This is a genomic window from Serratia sp. L9 (assembly GCF_050632285.1).
Lineage (GTDB): Bacteria > Pseudomonadota > Gammaproteobacteria > Enterobacterales > Enterobacteriaceae > Chania.
Genome location: NZ_CP192591.1, coordinates 528,307 through 554,442 on the forward strand (window position 1 = coordinate 528,307; position 26,136 = coordinate 554,442).

Annotated in this window: 15 protein-coding genes, 10 pseudogenes and 1 CRISPR repeat array; of the genes and pseudogenes, 8 read left to right on the top strand and 17 right to left on the bottom strand. The window is 49.8% G+C overall.

Annotation, left to right across the window (positions count from 1 at the left end; all coding sequences use genetic code 11):
- Nucleotides 1–195: 195 nt before the first annotated feature.
- The 9 genes and pseudogenes from ACQ86O_RS02505 to ACQ86O_RS02545 form a co-directional block, all read right to left on the bottom strand.
- A complete protein-coding gene (locus ACQ86O_RS02505; RefSeq protein ID WP_431224005.1) occupies nucleotides 196–627 on the bottom strand; it encodes a fimbrial protein in 432 nt (143 codons plus the stop codon).
- Entirely contained in the window at nucleotides 617–1,213 is a 597-nt protein-coding gene (locus ACQ86O_RS02510) for a hypothetical protein (RefSeq protein WP_431224006.1), read from the bottom strand. The genes ACQ86O_RS02505 and ACQ86O_RS02510 overlap by 11 nt, the downstream gene beginning before the upstream one ends.
- A gap of 453 nt (nucleotides 1,214–1,666) precedes the next feature.
- Entirely contained in the window at nucleotides 1,667–2,203 is a 537-nt protein-coding gene (locus ACQ86O_RS02515) for a fimbrial protein (protein ID WP_431224007.1), read from the bottom strand.
- Between the two features lie 30 nt (nucleotides 2,204–2,233).
- Complete coding sequence (locus ACQ86O_RS02520; RefSeq protein WP_431224008.1) at nucleotides 2,234–2,731, bottom strand: fimbrial protein; 498 nt, start codon at nucleotides 2,729–2,731, stop codon at nucleotides 2,234–2,236.
- A 273-nt stretch (nucleotides 2,732–3,004) separates the two neighbouring features.
- Nucleotides 3,005–5,589 (bottom strand): annotated as a pseudogene (locus ACQ86O_RS02525) (fimbria/pilus outer membrane usher protein).
- Between the two features lie 61 nt (nucleotides 5,590–5,650).
- Nucleotides 5,651–6,336, bottom strand: a pseudogene (locus tag ACQ86O_RS02530) (fimbrial biogenesis chaperone).
- Nucleotides 6,337–6,428: 92 nt separating this feature from the next.
- Nucleotides 6,429–6,944 (bottom strand): fimbrial protein, encoded by a 516-nt coding sequence (locus ACQ86O_RS02535; RefSeq protein ID WP_431224009.1) that lies wholly within the window; start codon nucleotides 6,942–6,944, stop codon nucleotides 6,429–6,431.
- 1,751 nt (nucleotides 6,945–8,695) lie between these two features.
- Nucleotides 8,696–9,065, bottom strand: a pseudogene (locus ACQ86O_RS02540) (ISL3 family transposase); the annotation flags it as partial.
- Between the two features lie 260 nt (nucleotides 9,066–9,325).
- Nucleotides 9,326–9,852, bottom strand: a pseudogene (locus ACQ86O_RS02545) (SgcJ/EcaC family oxidoreductase).
- Between the two features lie 160 nt (nucleotides 9,853–10,012).
- Here ACQ86O_RS02545 and ACQ86O_RS02550 point away from each other — a divergent pair.
- Nucleotides 10,013–10,159 (top strand): annotated as a pseudogene (locus ACQ86O_RS02550) (transposase); the annotation flags it as partial.
- A 71-nt stretch (nucleotides 10,160–10,230) separates the two neighbouring features.
- Nucleotides 10,231–11,395, top strand: a pseudogene (locus ACQ86O_RS02555) (IS3 family transposase).
- Between the two features lie 45 nt (nucleotides 11,396–11,440).
- A CRISPR array of direct repeats spans nucleotides 11,441–11,951; the repeat unit is 28 nt; unit sequence TTTCTAAGCTGCCTGTACGGCAGTGAAC.
- Nucleotides 11,952–12,148: 197 nt separating this feature from the next.
- On the opposite strand, the gene ACQ86O_RS02560 reads toward ACQ86O_RS02555, so the two are convergent.
- Complete coding sequence (locus tag ACQ86O_RS02560) at nucleotides 12,149–13,579, bottom strand: 6-phospho-beta-glucosidase (protein ID WP_431224010.1); 1,431 nt, start codon at nucleotides 13,577–13,579, stop codon at nucleotides 12,149–12,151.
- Nucleotides 13,580–13,616: 37 nt separating this feature from the next.
- Nucleotides 13,617–15,055, bottom strand: a pseudogene (gene ascF, locus ACQ86O_RS02565) (PTS cellobiose/arbutin/salicin transporter subunit IIBC).
- Nucleotides 15,056–15,368: 313 nt separating this feature from the next.
- On the opposite strand from ascF, the gene ACQ86O_RS02570 reads away from it, so the two are divergent.
- A complete protein-coding gene (locus ACQ86O_RS02570) occupies nucleotides 15,369–16,388 on the top strand; it encodes a LacI family DNA-binding transcriptional regulator (RefSeq protein WP_431224011.1) in 1,020 nt (339 codons plus the stop codon).
- A 28-nt stretch (nucleotides 16,389–16,416) separates the two neighbouring features.
- Here the strand turns inward: ACQ86O_RS02570 and ACQ86O_RS02575 are convergent, their stop codons facing one another.
- Nucleotides 16,417–16,749: a hypothetical protein gene (locus tag ACQ86O_RS02575; RefSeq protein WP_431224012.1), complete on the bottom strand. Its 333-nt coding sequence runs from the start codon at nucleotides 16,747–16,749 to the stop codon at nucleotides 16,417–16,419.
- Between the two features lie 244 nt (nucleotides 16,750–16,993).
- Here ACQ86O_RS02575 and ACQ86O_RS02580 point away from each other — a divergent pair.
- Nucleotides 16,994–17,553, top strand: a pseudogene (locus ACQ86O_RS02580) (IS5 family transposase); the annotation flags it as partial.
- A gap of 381 nt (nucleotides 17,554–17,934) precedes the next feature.
- Nucleotides 17,935–18,230: pseudogene (locus tag ACQ86O_RS02585) on the top strand (GIY-YIG nuclease family protein).
- On the opposite strand, the gene ACQ86O_RS02590 reads toward ACQ86O_RS02585, so the two are convergent.
- Nucleotides 18,227–18,730 (bottom strand): GNAT family N-acetyltransferase, encoded by a 504-nt coding sequence (locus ACQ86O_RS02590; RefSeq protein WP_431224013.1) that lies wholly within the window; start codon nucleotides 18,728–18,730, stop codon nucleotides 18,227–18,229. The pseudogene ACQ86O_RS02585 and the gene ACQ86O_RS02590 sit on opposite strands and share 4 nt — an antisense overlap.
- Complete coding sequence (ubiT, locus tag ACQ86O_RS02595) at nucleotides 18,724–19,245, bottom strand: ubiquinone anaerobic biosynthesis accessory factor UbiT (RefSeq protein ID WP_431225632.1); 522 nt, start codon at nucleotides 19,243–19,245, stop codon at nucleotides 18,724–18,726. Before ubiT ends, ACQ86O_RS02590 begins: the two co-directional genes overlap by 7 nt.
- A 310-nt stretch (nucleotides 19,246–19,555) precedes the next feature.
- Between ubiT and ubiU the strand changes: the two genes are divergently transcribed.
- Together ubiU and ACQ86O_RS02605 are read left to right on the top strand one after the other, a co-directional pair.
- Nucleotides 19,556–20,551 carry a ubiquinone anaerobic biosynthesis protein UbiU gene (ubiU, locus tag ACQ86O_RS02600; protein WP_431224014.1) on the top strand — a complete coding sequence of 332 codons (996 nt, stop codon included), beginning with the start codon at nucleotides 19,556–19,558 and terminating at the stop codon, nucleotides 20,549–20,551.
- A gap of 11 nt (nucleotides 20,552–20,562) precedes the next feature.
- Nucleotides 20,563–21,441, top strand: a complete 879-nt coding sequence (locus ACQ86O_RS02605) for a U32 family peptidase (RefSeq protein WP_431224015.1) — start codon at nucleotides 20,563–20,565, stop codon at nucleotides 21,439–21,441.
- A 40-nt stretch (nucleotides 21,442–21,481) separates the two neighbouring features.
- On the opposite strand, the pseudogene ACQ86O_RS02610 reads toward ACQ86O_RS02605, so the two are convergent.
- From ACQ86O_RS02610 to ACQ86O_RS02620, 3 genes and pseudogenes are all read right to left on the bottom strand, one after another.
- A pseudogene (locus tag ACQ86O_RS02610) lies at nucleotides 21,482–22,623 on the bottom strand (ABC transporter permease).
- Complete coding sequence (locus ACQ86O_RS02615; RefSeq protein WP_431224016.1) at nucleotides 22,620–23,774, bottom strand: ABC transporter permease; 1,155 nt, start codon at nucleotides 23,772–23,774, stop codon at nucleotides 22,620–22,622. Before ACQ86O_RS02615 ends, ACQ86O_RS02610 begins: the two are co-directional and overlap by 4 nt.
- Nucleotides 23,756–24,676, bottom strand: a complete 921-nt coding sequence (locus ACQ86O_RS02620; protein ID WP_431224017.1) for an HlyD family secretion protein — start codon at nucleotides 24,674–24,676, stop codon at nucleotides 23,756–23,758. The genes ACQ86O_RS02615 and ACQ86O_RS02620 overlap by 19 nt, the downstream gene beginning before the upstream one ends.
- A 417-nt stretch (nucleotides 24,677–25,093) precedes the next feature.
- Between ACQ86O_RS02620 and ACQ86O_RS02625 the strand changes: the two genes are divergently transcribed.
- Nucleotides 25,094–26,119, top strand: coding sequence for a luciferase-like monooxygenase (locus ACQ86O_RS02625; protein ID WP_431224018.1), 1,026 nt, complete (start codon nucleotides 25,094–25,096; stop codon nucleotides 26,117–26,119).
- The last annotated feature ends 17 nt before the right edge of the window (nucleotides 26,120–26,136 follow it).

The following is a 26,136-nucleotide window of genomic DNA, read 5'->3' on the forward strand; positions in this document are numbered from 1 at the left end:
TCGGACTGAGTTCCCTTCTAGTGATCTACTATTTGGAACAGCTATTTAGACAATCGACATTAATGCGGGCTATGAGCCCATATCAAAAATCCGAATTATGCATCAAGCTCAACCTAATCAGAAGCATTATCTGATAAACTTCACCATCTCTTTTCTTAATTAATAGCAAATTAAATATATTGGCCATAAGCATTATCACTGATAAGTTAGATTTAATGTTGCAACCGCATTAGCTTTACCTGGGGTAACAGTAGCTTTGGTTTGATAATATCGTGCAATGAACGAGAAAGTTTCTTGCCCACCGGCAGATGTCTTTAAGACGATATTATTATTTAACTTCAGTGCATCACCATTATACAAAATTTGCACCCCTAACCCACTAGCTACATCTGTAGCACCAGCCCCTGTCAATGCAATAACATCGTTACTACTGACATCGGTATTAGCTATAGCGCTCATTGAAACATTTACTCTTGCAGATGCATCACAATTCATACTCACATTAAAATCGTTTTGTACAGATGTACTGCCTATCGTTTTAAATTGTGAAACTTTGGTATCACCAAGAGGTACCGTAATATTGCTAGAATTTAAAGAACAAGCATATGCAGTGACATTAATAGTCACCCCCCAATGTAAGAGTTGTCGGAGAGGCAAACATTGCACCAGTAATAGCATTTGTAATTGTCAAATCAGCAATAATTTTGCTTGGAACAACATAAGTACCCGTTTTCAAAGTCCCTGTAATAACATATAGAACTTGCGCTGTATACCCTATAGAACTCCTCGGATCATTAGACACACCAGCTGTGGGAAATGTTTGTACCTGTGGAGGTGAAATCGATATGTAAGCTGATGCATAGGGGTCTTTAATTCCAATAACGTAACCTATACCGTTAACCCCTGTTGGGTAAATCGGATAATTTATACCTGCGTTGCTATATATAACACCTGTCGGGATATCTCTTGGTTTAACATAGGCATTCTGTTTAGTCGCTCCTCCGCAGTTACCAAAAACTGTAGGCTGCGTGACAGAGCCTCCCCACCCGCTACCTATTTGAGATCCAATTACAGCACCATCTGCTTGCCCCTTATATGTTAAAGGACCGACGGGGTTGACTGCCATAGCATTAGATATAGTGCAATTCGCTTGAGCTATTAATGAAAACCCTGCTAAAATTAAGAAAGTGATCATTTTTATGAAATGAATCATTGTTTATCCTTTATGAAATAAAATTGGCGTAGATAACTAACGCTTACAGTAATATAATGAGCCTTTATTTTTTCTTTTCCATCGATACTGACTACCTCCCCATGAGAACATATATTCTTAAAAGTATATTTAACTAACCTTCGTGCTCAACTTACAACATGCTATTTTTGCCAAGTCGATCATGCAGGCCTAGTTATAGAATTAATACGGAGCAGATAAAATACTCAATATCAACGCTAGGTTTATCATAATTTAATTTTCTCTCCATAACGATTTTCATTGATCGTTAAAATTTAATTTATCCTTTCCAAATCCGTCAATTACAAAAACATAAAATAAAGGAGGGGGGGTTATTTAAAACCCCACACAAATACAATAAGACACTTATATATTTCCATACATTGGAATCATCAAATGATAATATCATTATAATAATACGAAAATGGTCAGGCATTATTGGTAGGTGAAATTCACCAATACACTACTGGACACCTGCCCCGCCTGTACGCTGCCTAACGGCGTGTAAAGGCGGGCCATCAGAGGAAATGTTGCGATCCCGGTGGTCCTATCCACATTGGCCGTCATGGTGCTGCCATTGGATAATACTGAGCCAGGGTTGGTGTCTTTTGCCATTTGCACTGCCATGTTAGACGCGGCGGTGGCAACCGGTTCAGTATTGGCAAATAATGTGCCACCCGGGCCACTTGCTGTGCCGGTAAACACCGCCGTGACCTGGCTGGTACCTGTCGGGCAGTTTGTTAGGTCGAGGCTAAAGTTCTTCCAGTCACCCGTATCGTTAGCATGCTGGAACTGCGTTCTTCCCAATGTACCGAGATTAACCCCCTGTCCACCGACCAAAACATGGCTGACAGTACAGGATGCCGCCGTCACTTTGCCCGTGATAATCACATCGGCAGCTCCGGCCTTCGTGCCCGACAGGACAGCGAAAATGGAAAGCAGGATGTTGAGAAAAAGAAGACGTTTTAACATGAATTACCCTCCCGCCTGATGATGGCGCCATCAGTTATAGGTAAAGTTGATTGACACAACGGTGCTGATATCCCCGACGGTAACACCGCCCATAGTGCTGTAGGGGCGCGTCTGCAGATCAAAAGTGGCATTTTTACTGGCATCAACATTCACCGTCATGGTGCTGTTTTTCCCTTTGTCGGCCACTGTGCCAGAACGGTTTTGCAACTGGACCGAGACGTTGGTGGCATAGCCCACCCCTATAGCATTAGCATATTTATTGGCATCGGTGCCATCCGCTGTACCATCAAAATTAGCAGTCACCGTAGAGGTACCTTCGGGGCAATTACTCAGGGTCACGTCAAAATTTTTCCAGATACCCGACGAGTTAGCCGGGCTCAGAGTCGCAGCGTTAACATCAGACATAATAACGCTATAAATACCGTTATTATCGACAGTACAAGCAGCGGCAACAACATTGCCCGTAATATTGACGGTTACAGGAGCCGCAGTGGCACCCAAAAGTACAAATAAGATCGCCACTGCCATTACAAGTGAAATAGCTTTTTTTGATAATTATCATATGTCTGTGTGTTTTAATTAAATGATATAATTATTGGTTGATAGCATTAGTTGTAATATGCCGTTACCATTGTATTAAACTACTCTATAAATGGCGAATCATTGGTCGAAACCATTTCGGTGGGGTAGACACTGAAACACTGTTAGTACTGGTCAATTTTGCAAAGCTTTCAATTATAAATAATATATTCATTTTCCCACCTTAAAATAATTCGATGTAACCAACGTAACATGGAATGTTTATCGGCATTGCTCGGTGATATTCAAAATACCCTGGGTATTATTTGACAGGCTGTAAGCGACCGAGCACTGTTCATCAATACTGTTGCCCCACTGCACTTTTAATTTTCCGTTCGGGCTCAACCCCGTCAGGTAAACCTGGCCCCCCTCCCCCACAATAAAGCCCTGGGCATCGTTGACCACCAGATCGGTCTCTATAGCAATAGCACCAAAAGGTACCGGCTGCCCCCCGCATGCAGCAAGGTCATTAATACTCGGTTGCCGACATTGGTCTGAAAGTTGGCCCTGACCACCGCGCCGCGAGTGGGAATAACCGTCTGGGTGGTAATGACCACTTCCGTATCGTCACTGAAAGTCTCGGGATTGAGCGTCACCGCATTTTTACGATATGGGCTGGCATAGGGCACCACAGCATAACCACGGAAATCGGTCTTCACCCCGGTTTGCCCTTGAACAGCAACCCCATTGGCCTGCGGGGCAGCCACCAACACCACCGTTTCACCCAGCGGTTGGCCCAACGTCACGCCATTCTCATGAGCGACAATCCCACCCTGCAAACCGTAATTCAGACGCTGGTTGTTACTGTCATAGGCATAGCCGCCATTGACTTCGCCGTAGGTCGCACGCCAGTCGGCATTGATGCTGCCATTGTTGCCCTGCCCTTGCGTACCGTAACCCTGCTGCACACTCCAGCTCAGGTTGTTATCCGCCAGTGTGGTTCCGCTCACGCTGGCACTGTGCGTGGTGTTGCCGTTTTTGCTGGTATTGGCCGCGTAGTTCACATAGGTAGAAGAAGTCTCCCCGAACAGTTTGCTCAGCGGCACACTCAGGTTGAAGGCGAACAGTTGGTCTTTGTCATAAATACGGCCACTGCTGCTTGCACCGTAGTTCTGGCTTGAATTGCGGTTATAAGTGTAACTGAGCCCGTAGCTAATCCCGTTCCAGCCGTTGCTGTAATTGGCGCTATACGACGCCATTCGTCGGTCGGTATTCCAATAATCTTCTCGCGCTACCGTCAACCCCAGGTTGCCACCGACTACCCACAGATCCTGGGACAGGGTCAGTTCGGTCCGGTTGCGCCTGCGCTCCTGCATCCAATAGCTGCTGCCACTGGTGTAGGTGTCCAACACCTCCTGCATGCCCCAATAGCCATCCGAGGCATAACGGTAACCGGCCATCGCAACGTTGGTGCCCGTTCGCACGAAGTTTTTGCTGTAACGCGCACGCCAGGACTGCCCGTTCTCTCTCTCCTGATTACGCTGTTTAGACCAGGCCTGGGTGACGTCGGTAGACAACGCACCAAAATCACCTAGGTTTTTGCCCAGCCCCAGCGCCAGTGACTGATATTGGCTGCTTAACTGCCCGCCTCCGTAAAGGGTAAAACCGGCCGGCAGGCCGTAAATCGCCGTGCCCTCGCTCAGCGGAGTCTGGTCCACGCTGTTGTCATAAGAACGGTAAACCCCGGTGGTGACAGCGTATTTCAGGCGGCCTTCTCGTTGCAATACCGGCAGGGAGGCGAAAGGAATAATCAGTAGCTGTTCGCTGCCGTCAGACTCTTTGATGGTCACATTCAAGTCACCCGAGCCGCCGGTGGGGTACATGTCGTTTATTTCAAAACTGCCCGGCGACACATAAGTCTGATAAATCACATAACCGTTCTGACGGACGGTGACCTGGGCGTTGCTGCGTGCGATCCCCCGCACAATCGGCGCATAGCCGCGCAAGCTCTCTGGTAGCATGTCGTCATCCGAGGCCAGTTGTGCACCCCGGAACGGGATGCTGTCAAAAATATCGGCCGCAGTGGAGCTGTCACCCAGCGTCAACTGGCTCTTGAGGGCGATGATGTCGCGCTGGGCGTAGGTATAAATTGTATCCCAGTCATTTTTGGCTTTCCCATTGGAGCCGCTGTCAGAACGGTTCCAGGTGGTGTAGTTGCGTAGTCTCCAGCGACCCATGTTAATGCCCGGGCGCAAGTTAACGTATTGGCTACTGCTGTTACTACCTCGCCCATGTTTGGCGTAATTGTTAGCTCCGGTGGCGCTGTAGTTAAACAAGGCCGCAGGGATCCCTTCATCCCACAGTTTTGGATCCACCCAACCACGAGCCGCATTATTCATCGCCGACTGCGGTAAACTCAGCAGTAACTCTTGCCGGTTAAAACGGAAATCACTGCTTGCCTGGGGAATGGCTGCCAAATTGGCGCAGACGTGACCTGATGCGCCGAGTCCCGGGTATTTTTGTGTCAATACACCCCAGTTGGCCAGATCGTCGACCGGGATACACGGCAACAGAGCCGTATTGCCTGCCGCGCCCCTGATCGCGCTGAAGTCAACGTTACGGGTTTCCATCTTTTGATTATTGAGAAAAACGTCTACCCGGTAGGTCCCGGGGATCTGGCCCCCTTTATTCTCAAAAGAGGAAAGATCAACAGCCCTCTGCCCGGGAGCGCCCTGCTCCAGCAGCGCCGGGTCGAAGTAATCCCGCGCCTGCGCATTCATCATTGATCCGGTCAGCAACGCAAACTGAGCCGCCACAAAGTAGTCGACTCGTCTTAAACGCAGCCTTACGCAACGATTACTCTTCATCCTTAATTACTCCGTTTGCTCACAAAAATCCTGAATATTCATGCTCCGCATAGACATCATGTTACTGTCCGTTCACGTGCTCCGGCCCGACACCGCCGTAATCGTTGATCAATTTCCAGCTCACTTTGCCGCTAACATTCGCCGGCACGGTAAAGGTGGCCTGGCTCATCGGCAGCACATAGGTGGCGTCTTTAATGTCACGTCCGCCTACTTTGACCCCATTGAAATTCATCACAAACGGCGTCGGGTTGGTAACACTTAAACGCGTGCCGTTCTGTGACCAGGTCAATTTATTCGTCACGTCTTCGGGGACCCCTTTCAGCCCCTTCGGGCGGTAGAGCAGTTTGATGCGGGTTTTCACCGCGATTTTTAAGGTGTTGACGTTTTCCTGATTACCGTCAGACGGGATGGATTTGATATTCAGCCAGTAAAGCGATTCCCGATCCTCGAGCAGATTGCCGCCGGTGCGGATGATACGCAGCAAGTTCTGCTCGTTACCTTCCAGGCGAAACAGCGGCGGGGTAACAATAAAGGGGCTTTCTCAGCACCGCCGTTTGGGTGCTCCGCCCAAGACTGGATGAGATAGGGATGGATGTCAGAGTTGGTGACGCTCAGTGAAGCCTCCTTCTTGCCGCCCTCGTAAATCACGCGTGTGCCACCGACGGTCACGCCGCCCGTCTCGGCAGCGTGCACCAGCGTGCCACTCAGCAGTAAGGAGAGAGAAAGAGCTTTAAACCGGATATTCATAATAATGCACAGCTCCTAAAAATACGGGCCCACCTGAGTCGGCCCGCAGGCGTTACTTTCCGGCACAGAACTCGTCGGTAAGTGACGAGTAATTAGTTGTAAACGATGGTGAAGCTGCTGGTTGAATTCGCTGAACCGGCCGTCACGGGCAACGCAGTTGCAAAGTAACGGGCGACGAAGGCAAGATCGTTGGTACCGGCTGACAGCGGGTATGCTGAAGAGGCGGTGTACAACGGTACAACGGCGTTGTTATGATCCATCAACTGAATACCCACGTTAGTTGCCACGTCAGCACCCGGTGTCAGGGCCAGCAGGGTGTTATCGTTGGCGTCTGCGGTACCGTCGAACACCACTTTGGCGGTCACCACGCTTGCCGGGCAACTGTCCAGTTTAAGGGTGAATGCAGTCGGTGCTGCGGTCAGGGAACCGTTAGAGAACGCGGCGCTGGCCACATTGCCTAGCGTCACGGTCAATGGATTGCTCATGTTGTTTGTAACTGTGCAAGCATCATCGGTGATAGAGCCCACAAAGTTGATTTGGCCATCATCCGCCACAGCATAGGCAGAGAAGACGCTAACAAACAGTGCAGCAATAATTTTCTTTTTCATGTGTACTTATTCCTTGATTAAAATAAATGCGTAGTTAGGCATTGAATTCCATTGGTTGAGAGTAGGCCCGCCCCTTAGGCCAGAAACACAGTTACAGACAGGGGCTCTGGACACGATATAAAGCGTTATTCTGCTCACACCGCCCCAAAATCAGTAAAACCACAGCATGCTTCTTTCAGCGATAATAAAATGAAGGCTTTTCCTTCCCCCTCCCATTATAAAAAACGGGGGAGAAAGGAAATAACATTCCGAAAAATCATCAAGTGAGTCACACTATGCTATAATCAGTTTGCGAACATTAAGCCAATAAATAACCACACGTGGACATACATTGTTTTATTAAAAAACACTTCATGCATGAAAAATAAAATCACAACAACAGGATAAATCTCGCTTTACGCCGATAACTATAACAACTTCAATTAATAATTAAAAGCATAAATACAGATATTTTCCATTCACCCACCAATACTTAAGAATAATTTAAACATGAAGGCGACAACTCCAAATTAATAGAATAACTATAGATAATAATTATAAATAATTAAAAAATCGGTATGTAATTATACACAATCGGCATATTGGCTGTAGTATATTTAAAATATAGCTTAATTTAACTATAATGGAGCACAAGCCTAGGCAGACTAACTTAAGAAGGATGGGTATCATCGACTGGGATTTTGTGGGTAAAAGAGTGCACATTCCCGCGCTTGAATGATAAGTTTTTTACTGTCACCCTGTCACCAATTCAATCTTAACTTAAGGTTAACCATGAAAAAGGCAATAAAAACAATTGAAAATAAAAGGCACGACAGGATTAACAGACATTGTGCCGCCGTTTAAGGACTGAAAAAATGCCACTTCAACATCACTGGACTAAAAGCCGAGAGGATGCTAACTATTGTGACATGAATATTTATGTTGCGCGCTATTACCTACGTGAGCAACTGAGCACCGGTGATATAAGTGTTACTAAAACGACTATAAACAACAGCCTACGCTGACTTATTTCTACATTGTCCTTAAAAGACTTATTTGTCTTTCGAGTAACTTAAATAATTTTTCACAACGCCACGCAACATAACCAATTGGAGTTATACATTCGTCGATGGCATGACCGAGCTGAACATCAAAAGCTAATTCCTAGAATTAGGATAAATCCTGCTCATATCTAAAAAATTATCTCCATTTTGATAATAGATATCACCACTATTTTTCTTATAGCCTACTACTAGGGATTAAAGCTTTTTTCCAGCAGTATAATCAACCGTCCCGCCAGTTAGAACTGCAGCCCAAAAGTTGGAAACTCAACTGAGTAAGGTGGGCTGACTTTGCCCCGATAGACAATTCTGCCCTATACTTTATTATCATCGGTAAGCCTGTTCAAAAAACAGGCTTACCGATGATAATTCTCTATATCCAAACCTCCACCAACAACAGAAATAGGTGAGGAATATGATCTGTGAGCAGATGGAGTGTGGTGAAAAAGCACTCCGTTCACTTTATATCCATATTCTTAGTTAGGTCATTGTCGAATATATAACCACTAAAGAGCAGATCACAACATCACGCTGATAAATGCGAATGTATTATTATTGTATTTCATGTTTGCTCCCTATCGCGCTGCATAACAGATGTGTCAATCATCTCGATTTGTATTAGATTGTCTTTCGCGACTGGTTGGATCTGATCCTGCAAGACTGCCGTCTCAGCAGCTCGAACCCGGCACGACCATACATCTGGCGTTTCTACATCTTCAGTCGGTTTACATTTCCCTCAACAACTCAGCTACTTCACCTACAATAAACAACTTCAACTATTGCGGCTGCGTCAGATTCAATTCCTGCTGCAACCCGTTGAAGGTCAACCAGTCCGCTTTCGCGTACATTGATGAACCACGGATTTAACAGTGTTTTATTTTTCGTTTTCAACATTCTGTAGAAGTCGAGTGCCAACTGCTGGGCTATTTTCAGCTGAGGCTCTTTTTCGTACATCAACCCGATGAACCGTGATGCGTAGTTTTCTTTCCCCTCTGATTATTCTCCAGGGTATAAGCCAGCGTCTGGCCCTTGAGGCTGAGGGAAGACAGACTGAAGCCGCAATCGGATCTGGCGCACCTTTTTAGGCCGATGTTGCTTTTGATGACGTCAGGAACCTGGCACAAAAAAGCCAATGTCAGGTCCCTGACGAAAATAGCCAAGAAGCTTAGACGAAACAAGGAGTCAGTTCTGCTTCGGGCTGCATCATAACCCGGCTGACGAATCATGCCTTGGTTTTCTGTCCATAACGTCAGAGTCAGCAATGGTCGCTCCGCGCGTTATCCATCGTTTATAGATGGTGACTTTTGTTGCTACCCGTATGAACATCAAGCCGTATGAACATCAAGCTTCAGGCATTGCTGAGGAATGGTGTGAGGAGATTTTCCACTCACTGCCATTCCAGGCGTAAGTGAACGTATAACGAGCAGAAACTTCTGTTTTATCGGCGAACGTAAAGGTGTACGTACCGGTGTCTATTGCTTTATTGCAACCTAGGCGGATAGTTCGGGTGTCAATCTTACCAACCGGCTTTTTTCTAGGAAATGTTCAAAGTAATCTATGCGTTCAGCATCAGTCAGGCGAACTTTATTTGAGACCGTTGGCAATAAAACTGCATCACTAAGATATGTATCAGCAACCTTTTTAGCATCACCAGTTTTTAATGAATTATTCCAACGGTCAAATAGGCCTTCAATATTCGTTTTGTCTGTTTTCACACAATCTGCAGCAGGTGCTGCTGCCCATGCTGAGCTAGAAATCAGTAGTAATGAACTGATAATGCCTGAGATTTTCTTCATGATATTCCCTTGATTAAGATATGGATATTGAGAAGAAAGGTACCAATAATCCCCCACTGAAACAATACACATTCTATATAGTTACAATCATTTACCTTTATTGAAATATAATGTGGGTTCTATGGTGATGCCGTTCAAGAGCAAGGGGATAGTGTAAGTATCCCGGCAAAACGAACCATTCACTTTTAGAGATCTTCCGACATACTGATTATGTCCCATTGAGGAGATCGCTATGCGCAAAACTCGATTCACCGAACACCAGATCATCGCCGTTTTGAAGTCCGTTGAAGCCGGACGTACTGTCAAAGATGTCTGCCGTGAAGCAGGGATATCTGAGGCCTCGTACTACAATTGGAAAGCGAAATTTGGTGGTATGGAAGTGTAGTGGTTCGGTCATTCAGGACATCTCTAAAACCTGTTAATGTTAAAACAGTGAATATGAGGTGATACATGCTCAAAACTCGGCGAACCAAACGCACATTCTCCCCAGAGTTTAAACTTGAAGCTATCGAGCAAGTCGTTAAATATCAGCGCGATGTTCGAGAGGTTGCTCAATCACTTGAACTCAATCCTGACCATCTGCGTAAATGGATACGGCTTTATCAACAAGAACTCCGCGGCATTGAGCCGATGGGGAACGCTATACCCCCGAACAGCGGGAAATTCAGCAGCTTAAAGCGCAGATAAAGCGCCTTGAGATGGAAAAAGAAATACTAAAGCAGGCTGCCGTGTTGATGAGCGAAATCCCCGGAAAATCTGTCCGCTAATCACACGGCTAAAGGTGAAATGGCCGATAGTGACACTCTGCCGTTTGCTGGGGGTTCATCGCAGCGTTTATTATGCTTATGTAAGACGTCCCCTTGATGCTCGTAGAGTGGAGTTACGTAGCCGACTGAGAGCATTTCATGCACTCAGTCGTGGTGCGGCAGGCAGCCGTACACTTAGCCAAATGTTGCGCCAGAGTGGATGTGATGTAGGTCGATGGTTGGCGCGACGCTTGATGACAGAGTGCGGCCTGACAAGCTGTCAACCGCGTAAACACCATTACCGAATAAACGATAATAACAGTCCTGCATTACCCAACATATTGGGTCGCAGATTTACCCCTTCAGCCCCCAATCGCGTGTGGTGTGGCGATATCAGTTTTGTTCGTTTACAGGATAAATGGTGTTATCTCGCTTTGGTTGTGGATTTATATGCACGCCGGATTGTGGGGTCAGCTCTGTCATTAACAGCTGACGCTGACCTGGTGTGTAGGGCTTTACGTAATGCATTGGAAACTCGCCCTCGCAATGGTCGTCTGCTTTTTCATTCCGTCCAAGGCAGTCAATATAAAAGCAATAAATATAGAAGGTTACTCTGGCTATATGGGGTAATGCAAAGCATGAGTCGCAGAGGGAATTGCCTGGATAATTCACCAATGGAAAGGGTATTTCGTAGTCTAAAAAGTGAGTGGTTGCCAAAGGGAGGCTATGTTGATTTTGGCAATGCGATACGTGATATCAGCAATTGGATAAACGGTTATTACAACGTTTTTCGTCCTCATACGCATAACGGGGGTATACCCCCTTGTGCGTATGAAGAACAGTGGAGACAGGTTATCCCGGTGTCCTAATTTTGTGATCCACTACACATCAGCAGGTCTTTCATGCGGCCTTTATTTCTAAGCTGCCTGTACGGCAGTGAACGGCCATATATCCGCATTAGAGGTGGCGCAATTTTTCTAAGCTGCCTGTACGGCAGTGAACGAGTTAATCCATCATCGAAATGCCGCGCTATGTTTCTAAGCTGCCTGTACGGCAGTGAACAAAATCACTTCGATCCGCGCTGGGCTTCATCATTTCTAAGCTGCCTGTACGGCAGTGAACAACCGACAGGCCAATTGAAGAAGTAGCAAACCGGTTTCTAAGCTGCCTGTACGGCAGTGAACACTATCATCAACATTTTTCAAACCAGCAGCCATTTCTAAGCTGCCTGTACGGCAGTGAACCGATTTGGCCAGCGTCCATCATCGCAGTTTGTGTTTCTAAGCTGCCTGTACGGCAGTGAACGCTGTGTATGGGTTCAGGTGTAATGCCAAAGGTTTCTAAGCTGCCTGTACGGCAGTGAACCTTGAGTTCTGCCTTAGCCTCCTGGCTTCCCTTTTCTAAGCTGCCTGTACGGCAGTGAACTGTTGCAGAGTAACCATAACTCTCTGATATGCCAAGCGTCGTTATGTTAAAGGGAGAAATACCTTTTTTTCACGGCTATTTTTTATCTATTTAAAATCAGAGTATTAGATAACTTATCAAAAATAAGGTCAGCAGAAGAGGATAAATGAAGGTGCGAAACAAAAGGGAATACCGTATCGCCGATATCCCCTTTTTGATTAGCTTAAATCTGAACCGTTACTGGCGATGACTTTTTTGTACCAATAGAACGATTTCTTTCTGGTTCTGGCTAATGTTCCATTACCTTGATCGTCGCGGTCGACATAAACCAAACCATAGCGTTTACTCATCTCCCCGGTGGAGGCAGATACCAGATCAATGCAGCCCCAGGAGGTGTAACCCATTACCGGGATGCCGTCCTCAATAGCATCCGCCATCGCTTTGATATGTTCGCGCAAATAGCTGATGCGATATTCATCATCAATCTCGCCCTGCGCATTGATCTCGTCTTTCGCACCCAGACCGTTTTCCACCAGGAACAGCGGTTTCTGGTAGCGGTCATACATCATATTCATGGTGATGCGCAGGCCCAGAGGATCGATGCCCCAACCCCATTCGCTGGCTTGGACATATGGGTTCTTCAATGACTTGACGATGTTGGCAGCGCTGCTGTTGTGCTCGTTCATATCGGCCGATGCACAGCGGGAAGCGTAATAGCTGAAGGAGACAAAATCGACGCTGTTTTTGAGGATCTCGCTATCACCTTCCTCCATCTGGATGGTAATGCCCTTTTCCTTGAACAGGCGTGTTGTGTATGAGGGATAAGCTCCACGGGCCTGAACATCGATGAAGAACAGGTTTTCGCGGTCTTTTTCCAGCGCGGCCCACACATCTTCGGGTTTGCACGACCAGGGGTAGAAATTGCCACCGGCCAGCATACAGCCAACCTGATTATGCGGGTTGACCTCATGGGCAATTTTAGTGGCTAAAGCGCTGGCTAACAGCTCGTGATGGGCAGCCTGGTATTTCACCTGCTCCTGGTTATCGTCTTTCTCGAACACCAACCCCGCGCCAGAGAACGGGCTGTGCAGCAGGATGTTGATTTCATTAAAGGTGAGCCAGTATTTCACCTGCCCATCAAATGCTTCAAAACAGGTACGGGCGTAGTGCGTGAAAAACTCCACCATTTTCCTGTTACGCCACGAACCATATTCCCGCACCAGATGCATCGGTACATCAAAGTGGCACAGGGTCACCAGCGGCTCTATGCCATGTTTTTTACATTCGGCGAACACCGCGCGGTAAAAAGCAATGCCCTGCGCGTTGGGGACCGTTTCATTACCATTAGGGAAAATACGGCTCCAGGCGATGGAGGTACGAAATACGCTGAACCCCATTTCCGCCATCAGGGCGATATCTTCTTTATAGCGGTGATAAAAATCGATACCCAAATGGCTTGGGTAGAACTCATCCTCACGTAGCGTAAAGCGCTTTTCCTGGCCCAACTTTACCGCCAGCCGATCTTTACCATGAGGGATCATATCAACCGTCGTCAGCCCTTTGCCACCTTCAAGATAAGCGCCCTCGGCCTGGTTGGCAGCTAACGCACCACCCCATAAAAAATCTGTGGGGAAAACAGATGCTGGCATAAGATACCTCTTCTCAATTATGCATTTTTACAACAAGTTATACGGTTAGCGCGGGTGCCGATTTAGCTTTTTCACTTTCATTATCTTCAGCGACAGGAATGTCTTCAAAGCCAAGTAACAGCGTCAGAACAAAGGAAAGCACTACCGCCAGGATCATCACGCCAAACACCCAGACAATGGTCATCGGGTTTGCCGGGTCAAAGAACTGGACGCTGGTAAACAGGCCCGGTGAGGCCATCGAATGGCTTGCCAACCCGGCAACCCCGGCAACGCCGCCACAGACAAACCCACTGATCAGCGCGGCAATCAATGGGCGCTTCAGGCGCACCGCCACGCCATAAAGCGCAGGCTCTGAAATACCGGCAACGATAGCAGATGCCGCCGCGGCCAACGCCGTCTGGCGCAGTTCCGGATTTTGGTGCGCCAGGCCACCGCCAGCGATGAGCCCCCCAACGAGAGGTTGGCCCCAATTTCTGACGGCATTACCATGCCCTCTTTGCCGGTTTCCGCGATGGTTTGAATGATGGTTGGCGTGAATACGCGGTGCATACCGGTCATCACCAGCAGTGGCCACAACCCGCCCATAATCGCCACGGATAACCACCCCAGATAACTGTGGATGGTGTACACCAACGCGGAAATACCGCTACCGATCCAGATACCCAACGGGCCGATCAACAGAATGGCAATCGGCGCAGAGATCAACACGATCAGCATCGGTTTGAGGAAGTTTTTCGTCACGGCTGGGGTAATGCGATCGACCCATCTTTCGATATATGAGAGTAGCCAGGTCATACACAGCGCCGGGATCACCGTATAGGTATATTTCACCGCCGTGACCGATAACCCCATAAATTCAACCTGCTGCCCCTGCGCCGCTTTGGCCATTAAATCGATAAAGCTGGGATGCACCAGCACCCCGGCAATCGCGATAGCCAATGACATATTGGTTTTAAATTTTATCGCTGCAGAAGCAGCAACCATCACTGGCAGGAAGAAGAATGCCCCGTCACCAATCACGTTAAGAATGATCAGCGTTGAGGAGCCTTTCTCGAATACGCCCGTCATATCGAGGATCATGGCCAGCAGTTTCACCATCGAACCGCCGATAATTGCCGGGATAAGCGGTGACATGGTGCCAATCAGCGCATCCAGGATCCCGGCCCCGATGCGTTTCAGGGTGATCTTGTTTTTTGCCGGTACAGGCTCTTGTGCCTGCGCCCCTTCAGGCAGCAATTTCAGCACTTCGGCATAGGCTTGTGAAACCGTGTTGCCGATGATCACCTGGCATTGGTTTTCACTTCTTACCACACCCAGCACTCCGCCGATCGCCTTTAGTCTGGCGGCATCGACAAGGGTGTCGTCGTTGAGTACAAAGCGTAAACGCGTCATGCAATGTGTGACCGCAGCGATATTACTCACGCCCCCAAGTGCATCCACAATCGATCCTGATACTGCCGCATAATTCTTAGACATGAGGCCAACTCTCATAGGTAAGTAACCGGTTTCACACAATGGTGTAAACATTCAGATTAAATATCAATCTATAAATTTATTTATTGTCTATTTTGTGATGACGATCGACATGGGCGCGCTCGATAATTTGCGCTGACACGTCAGAATGCCGATACCCTTGTTACTTGAAGTTGCTGCGTTATTGGCGGCGGGATGGACCCCAGTCTCTTGGCTAAATGGGTTACAGGGGGGTTAACTCTCTTGCCGCCAGGCTGCAACTCCAATGACTTTGGGTATAGAATGTGATTAATTTTCAAAGAGCCAGGAAAACCCTATGTCTACCATGCAAGAAGTGGCCAACAAAGCAGGCGTATCAAAAGCCACTGTTTCGCGTGTTCTTTCCGGCAAAGGGTACGTCAGCCAGGCAACTAAAGATCAGGTTTATAAAGCCATTGAAGAGGCGGGCTATCGCCCAAATCTGCTGGCGAGAAATCTGGCAACCAATAGATCTCAATGTATTGGCATAGTGGTGACCAACACGCTCTACAACGGTAATTATTTCAGCGAGCTGCTTTCCCAGGCGGCCCAGAAACTGGAAGACAACGGGCGACAACTTATTCTGGTCGATGGCAAGCACAGCGCCAAAGAAGAACAGGAGGCGATTCAGTTTCTTCTTGATTTACAATGCGATGCGGTAATCATCTACCCGCGTTTCTTAACCGTTGACGTGATGGATGACATCATTGAACAGCATAAACAACCGATTATGGTGGCGAACCGCAGGCTACGGAAAAACCAAAGCCACTGCATCTGCTGTGACCACAAAGGCGCCAGTTTTATGGCGACAAAATACCTGATTAAGCAGGGCCACCGGGATATCGCCTTTATTACCGGGTCGTTGGATTCCCCGACGGCGATCGAGCGTCTTTCCGGTTATAAAGAGGCATTAAATCAGCATCAGATCGAGTTGCAGGATAAGCTCATCATCAAGGGAAAGTGGACGCCAGCCAGCGGCGCGGCAGCGATCGAATCTCTGTTAAAGGATAACGTTGCCTTTAGCGCAGTGCTCGCCAGTAATGATGATATGGCCATTGGCGCCATTAAAAAACTGACCGACGCGGGCATTGCCGTGCCGGGCGAGGTTTCTATTATCGGGTTCGATAACGTGCCAACGGCTCCCTACCTGTCCCCGGCATTATCCAGCGTTAAAGACCCGGTTAGCGATATGATAAGCGAAGTGATCAACCGGCTGATTTCCATGCTCGACGGCGGTTATCTTTCGAAGGACAATCTTTTTACCTCAGACCTTATCGTCAGGGATTCGATTGGTCATGGGCCTTTCTGGGGGAAATAATATGGCGATGTCAGTATGGGCTCTGTAACTAACGATGTTTATTTAGGCAAATTAAAGACGGCGTCATACCCGTAGAAAATACATAACCTGCGTTATGAAATGGATAAATATAGATATCTGCACTGGCTCCTACCATGAGATAAAACGGTGGGAGCATGCCTTTTAATATATCATTACTCACCTTATCGACGGGAGAAATAACAATTTTATTAGTGATAATACTCAGGTTGCTGCCATTTTTCTTATAATCAAGATATACCAACCGACTCAGCCCACTTTCCCTGCCTTGATGGTGAACTTCGCCCTCAATCCGAGCAATCAGTTTTCCATTTTTCATTCTATAATTAACATAGATTTCCATACAAGTATCAGGCGTATGACCATTTTTAATGATCATATGCGTTGAGCAGTTTATGACATCCGATTGGAATAAGTGGTTGCGATTTATTACTGCAAAAACAATGATTATCACAAGCAGAAAGAATAGGATTATAAGATACTTTTTTGTATTTTAACATACATAATATGCTCACTTAACTATGCTATAAATTGAAGTACATTTATTCTTTTTTGGGCTTTGTTGAATAAATCGAACTTTTGCTGAGTTGAAGGATCAGATCACGCATTCTCTGACAACGCAGACAGTCCCGTGGCAAAGCAGAAGTTCAGGATCACCAACTGGCGCACTTACAACAAAGCCCTTATCAATCGAGGCTCCATGACGTTCTGGCTGGATGACGAGACTATTCAGGCCTGGTATGAGTCAGCAATACCTTCATCACGGGGGAGACCTCAGCGCTATTCTGATCTTGCCATCACGACTGTCCTGGTGATTAAGCGCGTATTCCGGCTGACTCTGCGGGCCACACAGGGCTTTATTGATTCCATTTTTGCCCTGATGGGCGTTCCGTTGCGCAGCCCGGATTACACCAGTGTCAGTAAGCGGGCTAAGTCGGTTAACGTCAGTTTTAAAACGCCCACTCGGGGTGAAATCGCACACCTGGTGATTGATTCTACCGGGCTGAAGGTCTTCGGTGAAGGTGAGTGGAAAGTCAAAAAGCACGGTAAAGAACGCCGTCGTATCTGGCGGAAGCTGCATCTGGCCGTTGACAGCAAAACACATGAAGTCATCTGTGCGGACCTGTCACTGAATAATGTGACTAACGAAGGCTGGTATGCCTGAAAGTGTGCGTATCGCCTGACTGGCACCGACCTGCTACGGGGATGCTTATTCCAAATATGATTTATTCAACAAAGCCCATTGTGCTCAACAATGGGGCGGTACAAGAGGTCATTTTTGAACAGGGTCTTGAGCCGATGATAAGCGATAATTAATGGCGAGTGGTCCGCAGGATTAAGACAACCCACCATCATTCCTATGCCACCCAGGTGATCGTTCACGCGATCACCTGACTCAATGAGATGAACCCCAGCGTTTTTTAAGGGTTTCATGCCATTATAAGCGTCGTCATTTATCAGTTGAACTGTCGCGAGTAACCCTTAAAAATAGCGGCGGATATCCTCACGAAACTTTACGCAGGCCGTTATGAATGAACCAGTCTGGCACCTTTATATGCTGCGGATGCCAAGCGGCATGTTGTATACCGGCATTACCACCGATGTCGCGCGGCGTTTGGCACAGCATCAGGCCGGCAAAGGGGCTAAAGCTCTGCGCGGGAAGGGGGAGCTGGATCTGGTTTTTCACTGCCTGGTGGGGGATCGCTCTACGGCATTGAGGCTGGAATACCGGGTTAAGCAACTGGGTAAAAACAAAAAGAGAGGCTGGTCATTGACCGGCCTCTCTCATTGGCCTACTTACTGCCCGCAGTTAAAAATGATTAAAAGCGACTAAAGGGAGCCGAATACTCTACCCGCCCGTTTACGCCGTTCAGCGCATTTTCCGCCAGTGGGTAAACCTGGAATGCGGCTTCCGTTCCTGGCCAGCGGCAGTGCAGATCGTACTGGGCGGCATTTTTAAAGCCAAAACGCCCGTAGTAAGCAGGTTCACCCAGCACCACAACGGCGGCATAACCGAATTCATTCAGCGCATCCAGCCCTTCGTAAACCAGCTTTTCAGCCAGCCCTTGGCGGCGCAGGCTTTCCTCTACTGCTAACGGCGCCAGGCCAACCCACTGGCGATCAACACCCGCAACGTCAACCGGACTGAAAGCGGCATAGCCTACCACGCCACCTTCGTCATCCGTGGCGACAATCCCCAGCGTCAGCAAGCCGTCTTCACGCAGTTGCTGCACCAGTTCGGCTTCGTCATCGCGGCCAAATGCTTTACGCAACAGGGCATCAATGCCTGCGGCATCTACCGGAATTTCTACACGGATCAGCATGGCTGCGGCACACGGGAAGACTGCACCGTGCCCTCCTGCAAACCTGCCTCAACAAAATCTGCCAGCTGCAGCAACCCTATGCGTAACGGCGCGGGCATAGCATCCAGATCGATGGCATCCATCAGATTTTTTACATACAGACCCAATTCTGTATCTCCTTCAATCTGCAACCGACGCTGGAAAAACAGCGTATCGGGATCTTGTTTACGTGCTGCAATCAAGATCAGATCGTTGGCTTCACCACTGAAACTGACATCAGCCTCAGCCTGTTGGCTCACCACCAGCCTATCGTTCTCAACCGTCATAAACCATTGCAATGCCAGATCGCGGACCTCAATCCTCAGCCAGCGCGATTCAAGAAATGCTAAATCGCCGTCTGCCAGTGCCTGACGAAACTGCCAGCCCAACACCTGTTCCAGAAGTTGGCGCTGCAGAGCAAACGGCGTGAATTTTAACGGTACGCGCAACAGCGACGGCCCTTGACGCACAATACGTGCTCGTAGTTTTTCCAACACTGTCATTCACTCCTTTCGACTCAATCTGAGTCTATTTTGCCACATTGATGCCACGCGTAACCGGCCTATATCAACAAATAGTGTAATTTACGCTCGTGTTATCCCTTCTGTACCTTATGGCACTCAGGGTACGGCTTGAAAGGCGATGGGTATACCAATACGCCAGAAACTGCCCCAAATCAAAGCTTGTTAACCTTGGGTTTACTAAAATTGCCCACCCGTTTACATTTTTGCCGGTCGAAGAAATTGCCCGGCAACGCTTATTACAGCGCATGCCTGGCCTGGTATGCGACTGAATCAGGATAGACCTATGGAGCTGCTTTGTCCCGCTGGCAACCTGCCAGCCTTGAAAGCCGCGGTGGATAATGGCGCAGATGCCGTTTACATCGGCCTGAAAGATGATACCAATGCGCGCCACTTCGCCGGGCTGAACTTTACCGAGAAAAAATTGCAGGAAGCGGCTGATTATGTGCACCGCCATGGCCGTAAACTGCACATCGCCATCAACACCTTTGCTCATCCCGATGGTTATGCCCGCTGGCAACGCGCCGTCGATATGGCGGCCCAACTTGGGGCTGACGCGCTGATCCTGGCGGATTTGGCGGTGCTGGAGTATGCCACCGAACGATACCCGCAAGTAGAACGCCACGTTTCGGTGCAGGCCTCCGCCACTAATGAAGAAGCCATCCGTTTTTATCAGCGCCACTTTGATGTCGCCCGCGTGGTGCTGCCGCGTGTGCTTTCCATGCACCAGGTGAAGCAGTTGGCCCGCACCAGCCCGGTACCGCTGGAGGTGTTTGCCTTTGGCAGCCTGTGCATCATGGCCGAAGGGCGCTGTTACCTCTCCTCCTATCTGACTGGTGAATCCCCCAACACCGTGGGTGCCTGCTCCCCTGCCCGTTTTGTACGCTGGCAGCAGACACCGCAAGGGATGGAATCGCGCCTGAATGACGTGCTGATCGATCGCTATCAGGACGGTGAAAACGCCGGTTATCCAACGCTGTGCAAAGGACGCTATCTGGTGGATAACGTGCTTTATCATCCGCTGGAAGAGCCCACCAGCCTGAATACGCTGGAACTGTTGCCGGAACTGCTGGCCGCCAATATTGCTTCGGTGAAGATCGAAGGCCGCCAACGTAGCCCGGCATATGTCAGCCAGGTGGCCCGCGTCTGGCGCCAGGCGATCGACCGCTGTATGGCCAATCCGGCCAGCTACCAGGCCGATGCTGCCTGGATGGAAACGCTCGGCTCGATGTCCGAAGGCACCCAGACCACACTTGGCGCTTATCACCGCAAATGGCAGTAGCAGGAGAAACCATGAAATATGCATTAGGCCCGGTGCTCTACTACTGGCCAAAAACCGAGGTGGAGGCCTTTTACCAACAGGTCGCCAGCAGCAGCGCCGAGATCGTTTATCTTGGCGAGAGCGTCTGCACCAAGCGGCGTGAGCTGAAGGTTGCTGATTGGCTGGCGCTGGCGCAGGAGATCGCCAAATCGGGTAAACAGGTAGTGATCTCCACTTTGGCGCTGTTGCAGGCGCCCTCAGAGCTGAACGAACTGAAGCGCTATGTGGAAAACGGGGAGTTCCTGATCGAAGCCAACGACCTCGGCACGGTAAATATGGCCGCCGACCGTGGCCTGCCGTTTGTGGCCGGGCATGCCCTCAACTGTTACAACGCCTACACGCTGCGCCTGCTGCATAAGCAAGGCATGATGCGCTGGTGCATGCCGGTGGAGCTTTCCCGCGACTGGCTGATCGCATTGCTGCAGCAATGCGAAGAGTTGGGGTTCCGCCAGCAGTTTGAAGTGGAAGTGTTGAGTTATGGCCATCTGCCCTTGGCCTATTCTGCACGTTGCTTTACCGCTCGCTCAGAAAACCGTGGCAAAGATGAATGCAAAACCTGCTGCATCAAATATCCTCAGGGGCGCATAGTCAACTCGCAGGAGAACCAGCAGGTGTTCGTGCTCAACGGCATTCAGACCATGAGTGGCTATTGCTATAACCTGGGTAACGAGCTGGCAAGTATGCAAGGGTTGGTGGATATTGTGCGGCTTTCGCCACAGGGATTGGAAACCCTGGCGCTAATCGACAGCTTCCGTGCCAATGAGCAAGGCACACAACCGCTGGCATTAACCGATCACGCCGAATGCAACGGCTATTGGCGGCGCGTAGCCGGGCTGGAGTTGGTGCAATAACGCGTTAGACAGGGGCCAGGCTCGCGGCCCCTTAACCTCATCAGGAAGCCCGGCGTTTACGGAACAGGCTGCGCATCGCCACGCGGTTGCGCACATGGCCCACGCCAATGCCAATCAATGTATAAATCGCCCCCAGCAGCAACAACATGGCCACGTCACCGCCCACATCACGCAACGATAACCCCATCTGGTTTACCCCAGCTATAGCTTTGGTCGCCCAGGTTGACGGGATCATTGAAGAAACCGCCCGCACCCATTGCGGCATTGCCTGCAACGGCCAGATGGTGCCGGAAAGGTAAAATACCGGGGTGGTGATAAAGGATAACGTCAGGTAGATCATCTCCACGCTGCGCAAGCATTCGGTCACCAGCTTACCCAAACCAAGTACCGCCAGCAGGAAAGGGAACGTCAACAGCAGGATCTCTGGGATCGCCGCCGTCTGGCGATAACCCAGCAGCCACGGCCACAGCACAAACAATACGATCGACAGGAATAACCAGATCGGTATCAGTGCCGACAACCCCCCAAATAAACCGGGATCGACGGTTTACCTCCCGGCGCCCCTTTCAGCACAATGCTGACGCGCACGCAGGCAATCAGCAGGGAGTGCTGCAATAACATCACCAACAGGCCAGGGAAGATAATCGCCGCAAAGCTGATCCCAGGGTTAAACACATCCAGCGTCTGGCTCTGGATAGGTGTCAGGATCACCTGCGCTTGCCGCTCACTGAAACCACTGCGCAATAGCAGCGAACCGTTGTACTGATTTAGCAACTGCTGGTACACCGCCACCACGTCCTGTTGGATCTGGCCGTTTGCCAGCCGATTGGTGGCATCACCGAACACCGGGATCTCGAGGTTTTTACCATTGAGGATCTTTTTCTCCAGATCCACCGGCATGATGATCACCGCAAACAGTTTGCGCCAACCGAGATCGCGCTTGGCCTCATCTAGTTCGTCGTAGATCTGAATGGAGATCTTTGAGGTGGCATCCAACTGGCGGATCAGTTCGCGGCTGGCCGTGCTGTGATCCTGATCGACCACCGCTACCGGCAAATCCCACACCGTGCGGTTGGCATAAACCATGCTCATCACGCACAACGACAGGATCAGCATCAGCCACATCGGCCGCTCCAGCATGCCGATCAATACCCGGCTGAAGGTTTGCCAGTAACTTTTCATGCTGCCGCCTCCTCTTTTGCCAACCGCTGCGGCAGCCTTTTACGTACCAGCACGGCGGTCACCAGCGGGTAGATCAACAACAGGGCACATACGCTGAGGATGGCACTGGCAGGCACCTGCCGCAGGAAGACGTCGAACATGGCGTACAGGGCGTGGGTAAGCGGCTCAATATTCGAGATAATGCGCGCTGGCAGCGGCATGGAAAGCTCAGGCACCGCCAGACCTGAAAAGGTCAATGCAATGCTCACCAGCATCCCAATCAGGGTGTAGGCGGTAATGCTGCTGCCGGTAAAGGTGTACAGCAACAGGCCAACACTTTGTGCCGCCATCACATAGAAAAAACCAATCATCAGCATGAACAGCGGATTACCGCTGACGCGGGCGCCGAAAATGCCCACCAGGGCAGCAATTTCAACCATCAGCAATGCGGTAAAGCAAAGGGTATAAGGCGCCAGTTTGCCCAGCAGGGCCAGGCTGAACGGTTTGGCCTTCAGCAAGGACTTGCTGCGTGCCATAACGTAAATCATGCAGGTCACCACAAACAGTTGCAGCATATGTATGGTGGCGGCGAACTGCTGATAGTAAATGTAACTGCCGCTGGCATTGAACAAGCTGCCATAGTTGAGGGTGACATCCGCCAACGGCGGCAGCGATTTCCCCATGGCACTGGCCATGATCGAACGGTAATTGGTATTGGCCTCGGCCATAAGGCCGCTGAAATCCTGCGTAGCATACAACCCTGCGCCATAGAATAGTGCGTTGTAATACAGCACGATGTTCGGCTGCTTACCCGCCAGTGCATCCGCCTCGAAATCTACCGGGATGGAGAGTAATGCGAAATCCTGCGCGCTGCGCAGGCGGCGTAACGACTCTGGCAACCCGCCTTCATAGGCTTGTACGTGAGCATGCGAACCGGCATCCAGCCTGCGCGTCAGGTTTTTTGACAATGAGCTGTGATCGTTATCTACCACCGATACCGGCAGATCGAGCAAAGTGCCTTCCGAGAAGTTGCTGCTGATCAGGCCGAACAGCAGCAACGGGAAAATCCATCCCAGCCAATGCACTACCGGCTGGCGGAAAGCGATGCGGCATTCGTTACCAAACGCGTGGCTGAAACAGCGCCAGCCTGCTCTTACTCTTTCCATTGCCATAAGGTACTCATCCCTGGGCGCAGACCATCAAGCGGTTGCAAGGCATATAAACGAACTTCAAAGGTTTTCAAATCAAAGTCGCCGGTAGCCCGGGTGGCCCGTTTGGTAGCGTAATCCCCCAATGGAGCGATATAGCGCACTTCGGCTTCGATCATTTTGTCTTGCAGCGCCGGTACACGCAGTTGGACTTTATCGCCCTTGCGCACATTCGCCAGAATATCTTCACGCAGGTTAAACACGAAGTACGCCTGCGGTAGGCGAACCAACGTCATCAACGGGCTTGATGCGTTCAGCAGTTCACCCACCTCCGCCGGGATCGGCCCCACTTCACCAGCTACCGGTGCCACAACCTGCAAATCGTCGGTCTGGGCCTGAATTTCCAGCAGATTCTGTTCTGCAGCGCGCAGCGCGGCCTGGTATTTCTGCCGCAGCTCGATGCGATCGCCGTTAATGCCTTCATCCAGATTGGCTTTGGCGGCCTGCACTTGCTGATAGGCGGTATCACGCGAACGGCGCGAGCTGTCCAGTTCGGATTTGGATACGTAGCCTTTACTTGCGACGCTCAGGTTACGATCGTAATCGTGCTGGGCATTTTGATATTCCGCTTCGGCCTGTGCCAGGTTGGCTCGCAAGTTGCGGATGCTCTCTTCACGGGTGCCATGCAGCGATTCATCCAGTTGTGCCTTGGCCTCATCGCGCGTGGCCTGTGCCGCATGCAGTTGCGCCATCAATTCCGGGCTTTCCAGCCGGATCATCAGTTGCCCGGCTTTTACATCATCCCCACGCTCTACCAGGCGCTCAATCACCCGTCCTTTGGCCTTGGAGACAACAATCACTTCTGGGGCATCCACCTCACCCTGCAATAATAAATCCTGGTTGTGAGCCCGGAACAACACCGCCATCGCAATAGCAATTGCTATCAGCAGCAGTGTAAACAGCGTCTTTTTTCATTACATCGGCCCCTTCGGATCCTTCTCCCAGTAAAAACTACTATTCCTATACCTTATGAGTTTCATGTTGCAGCTCGTCGTCCACCTCACTCATCCCCTGGAGCATACTCCAGTAAGCCACTGGGGTAAGTGACAAATCTGTCGCCTGGTGAGGGGTGAAACCCACCGATGGGGTTCGTAATAAAGGCTGCGGCTTGCAAGACGACGGGTCTATAAGGATAACGCAAGCACGTATATCCTCTTTTATAACCGCAAATTGAATTATGCTTTTAACACTAAAAGCATAAATGCTTTTGAAATTGCAGACTCCTGCAATCGCCCTTTAAGCGATGAACCTAATACCCGGCGAAAACCGAGGGTATCAGCACAATGGACGATAATATGACTGAAAATACACGGGTGCCGCTCTCGGTACTGGATTTATCCCCAATCCCTCAGGGAGCCAAAGCGCGCGATGCGTTTCATTGCTCCCTGGATTTAGCCCAGCACGCCGAAAAGTGGGGCTATCAGCGCTACTGGCTGGCTGAACACCACAATATGACCGGCATCGGCAGTGCGGCGACTTCGGTGTTACTGGGCTATCTGGCATCGGGCACCCAGAGTATTCGTCTTGGTTCCGGTGGCGTAATGCTGCCAAACCACGCCCCACTGGTAATTGCCGAACAGTTCGGCACCCTGGAATCTCTCTATCCTGGGCGTATCGATCTGGGGCTTGGCCGCGCACCGGGTACCGACCAACGTACCATGATGGCGCTGCGCCGCCATCTTTCTGGCGAGGTAGACAACTTCCCGCGTGACGTGCAGGAGCTGCAACATTACTTCGGCGATGTGCAACCTGGGCAAGCGGTGCAGGCTGTACCGGGCCAGGGATTACACATACCGATCTGGCTGCTCGGCTCCAGCCTTTACAGCGCGCAGTTGGCGGCACAACTCGGCCTGCCGTTTGCCTTCGCTTCGCACTTTGCGCCAGATATGCTGTTCCAGGCGCTGAATCTGTACCGCGAGAATTTCACGCCTTCGCAACAGTGCCAGAAACCGCATGCCATGGTGTGTGTGAACGTGATTGCCGCCCAGAGCGATAACGATGCACGCTTCCTGTTCACCTCAATGCAGCAGCAATTTATCAACCTGCGCCGTGGCTCACCGGGCCCACTTCCACCGCCGGTTGATAATATTCACGCTCTGTGGACCGCCGGTGAGCAGTATGGCGTCGATCAGGCACTGCGTATGTCGATTGTGGGTAGCGAAAGCACGGTACGCCATGGCCTGCAGGCACTGTTGCGAGAAACCGACGCGGATGAAATCATGGTTAACGGCCAGATTTTTGATCATCAGGCAAGATTGCAGTCATTTGAGATTGTCGCCGGTGTGAAAGGCGATCTGGTGAAGGGATAAAGGGCAGGGGCACCGCA

Excerpts from the sequence above, each read along its gene's own strand:
- ACQ86O_RS02510 (WP_431224006.1), bottom strand. The coding sequence starts at position 1,213 with ATGATTCATTTCATAAAAATGATCACTTTCTTAATTTTAGCAGGGTTT.
- ACQ86O_RS02515 (WP_431224007.1), bottom strand. The coding sequence starts at position 2,203 with ATGTTAAAACGTCTTCTTTTTCTCAACATCCTGCTTTCCATTTTCGCT.
- ACQ86O_RS02520 (WP_431224008.1), bottom strand. The coding sequence starts at position 2,731 with ATGGCAGTGGCGATCTTATTTGTACTTTTGGGTGCCACTGCGGCTCCT.
- ACQ86O_RS02535 (WP_431224009.1), bottom strand. The coding sequence starts at position 6,944 with ATGAAAAAGAAAATTATTGCTGCACTGTTTGTTAGCGTCTTCTCTGCC.
- ACQ86O_RS02560 (WP_431224010.1), bottom strand. The coding sequence starts at position 13,579 with ATGCCAGCATCTGTTTTCCCCACAGATTTTTTATGGGGTGGTGCGTTA.
- ACQ86O_RS02570 (WP_431224011.1), top strand. The coding sequence starts at position 15,369 with ATGTCTACCATGCAAGAAGTGGCCAACAAAGCAGGCGTATCAAAAGCC.
- ACQ86O_RS02575 (WP_431224012.1), bottom strand. The coding sequence starts at position 16,749 with ATGGAAATCTATGTTAATTATAGAATGAAAAATGGAAAACTGATTGCT.
- ACQ86O_RS02590 (WP_431224013.1), bottom strand. The coding sequence starts at position 18,730 with ATGCTGATCCGTGTAGAAATTCCGGTAGATGCCGCAGGCATTGATGCC.
- ubiU (WP_431224014.1), top strand. The coding sequence starts at position 19,556 with ATGGAGCTGCTTTGTCCCGCTGGCAACCTGCCAGCCTTGAAAGCCGCG.
- ACQ86O_RS02605 (WP_431224015.1), top strand. The coding sequence starts at position 20,563 with ATGAAATATGCATTAGGCCCGGTGCTCTACTACTGGCCAAAAACCGAG.
- ACQ86O_RS02615 (WP_431224016.1), bottom strand. The coding sequence starts at position 23,774 with ATGGCAATGGAAAGAGTAAGAGCAGGCTGGCGCTGTTTCAGCCACGCG.
- ACQ86O_RS02620 (WP_431224017.1), bottom strand. The coding sequence starts at position 24,676 with ATGGCGGTGTTGTTCCGGGCTCACAACCAGGATTTATTATTGCAGGGT.
- ACQ86O_RS02625 (WP_431224018.1), top strand. The coding sequence starts at position 25,094 with ATGGACGATAATATGACTGAAAATACACGGGTGCCGCTCTCGGTACTG.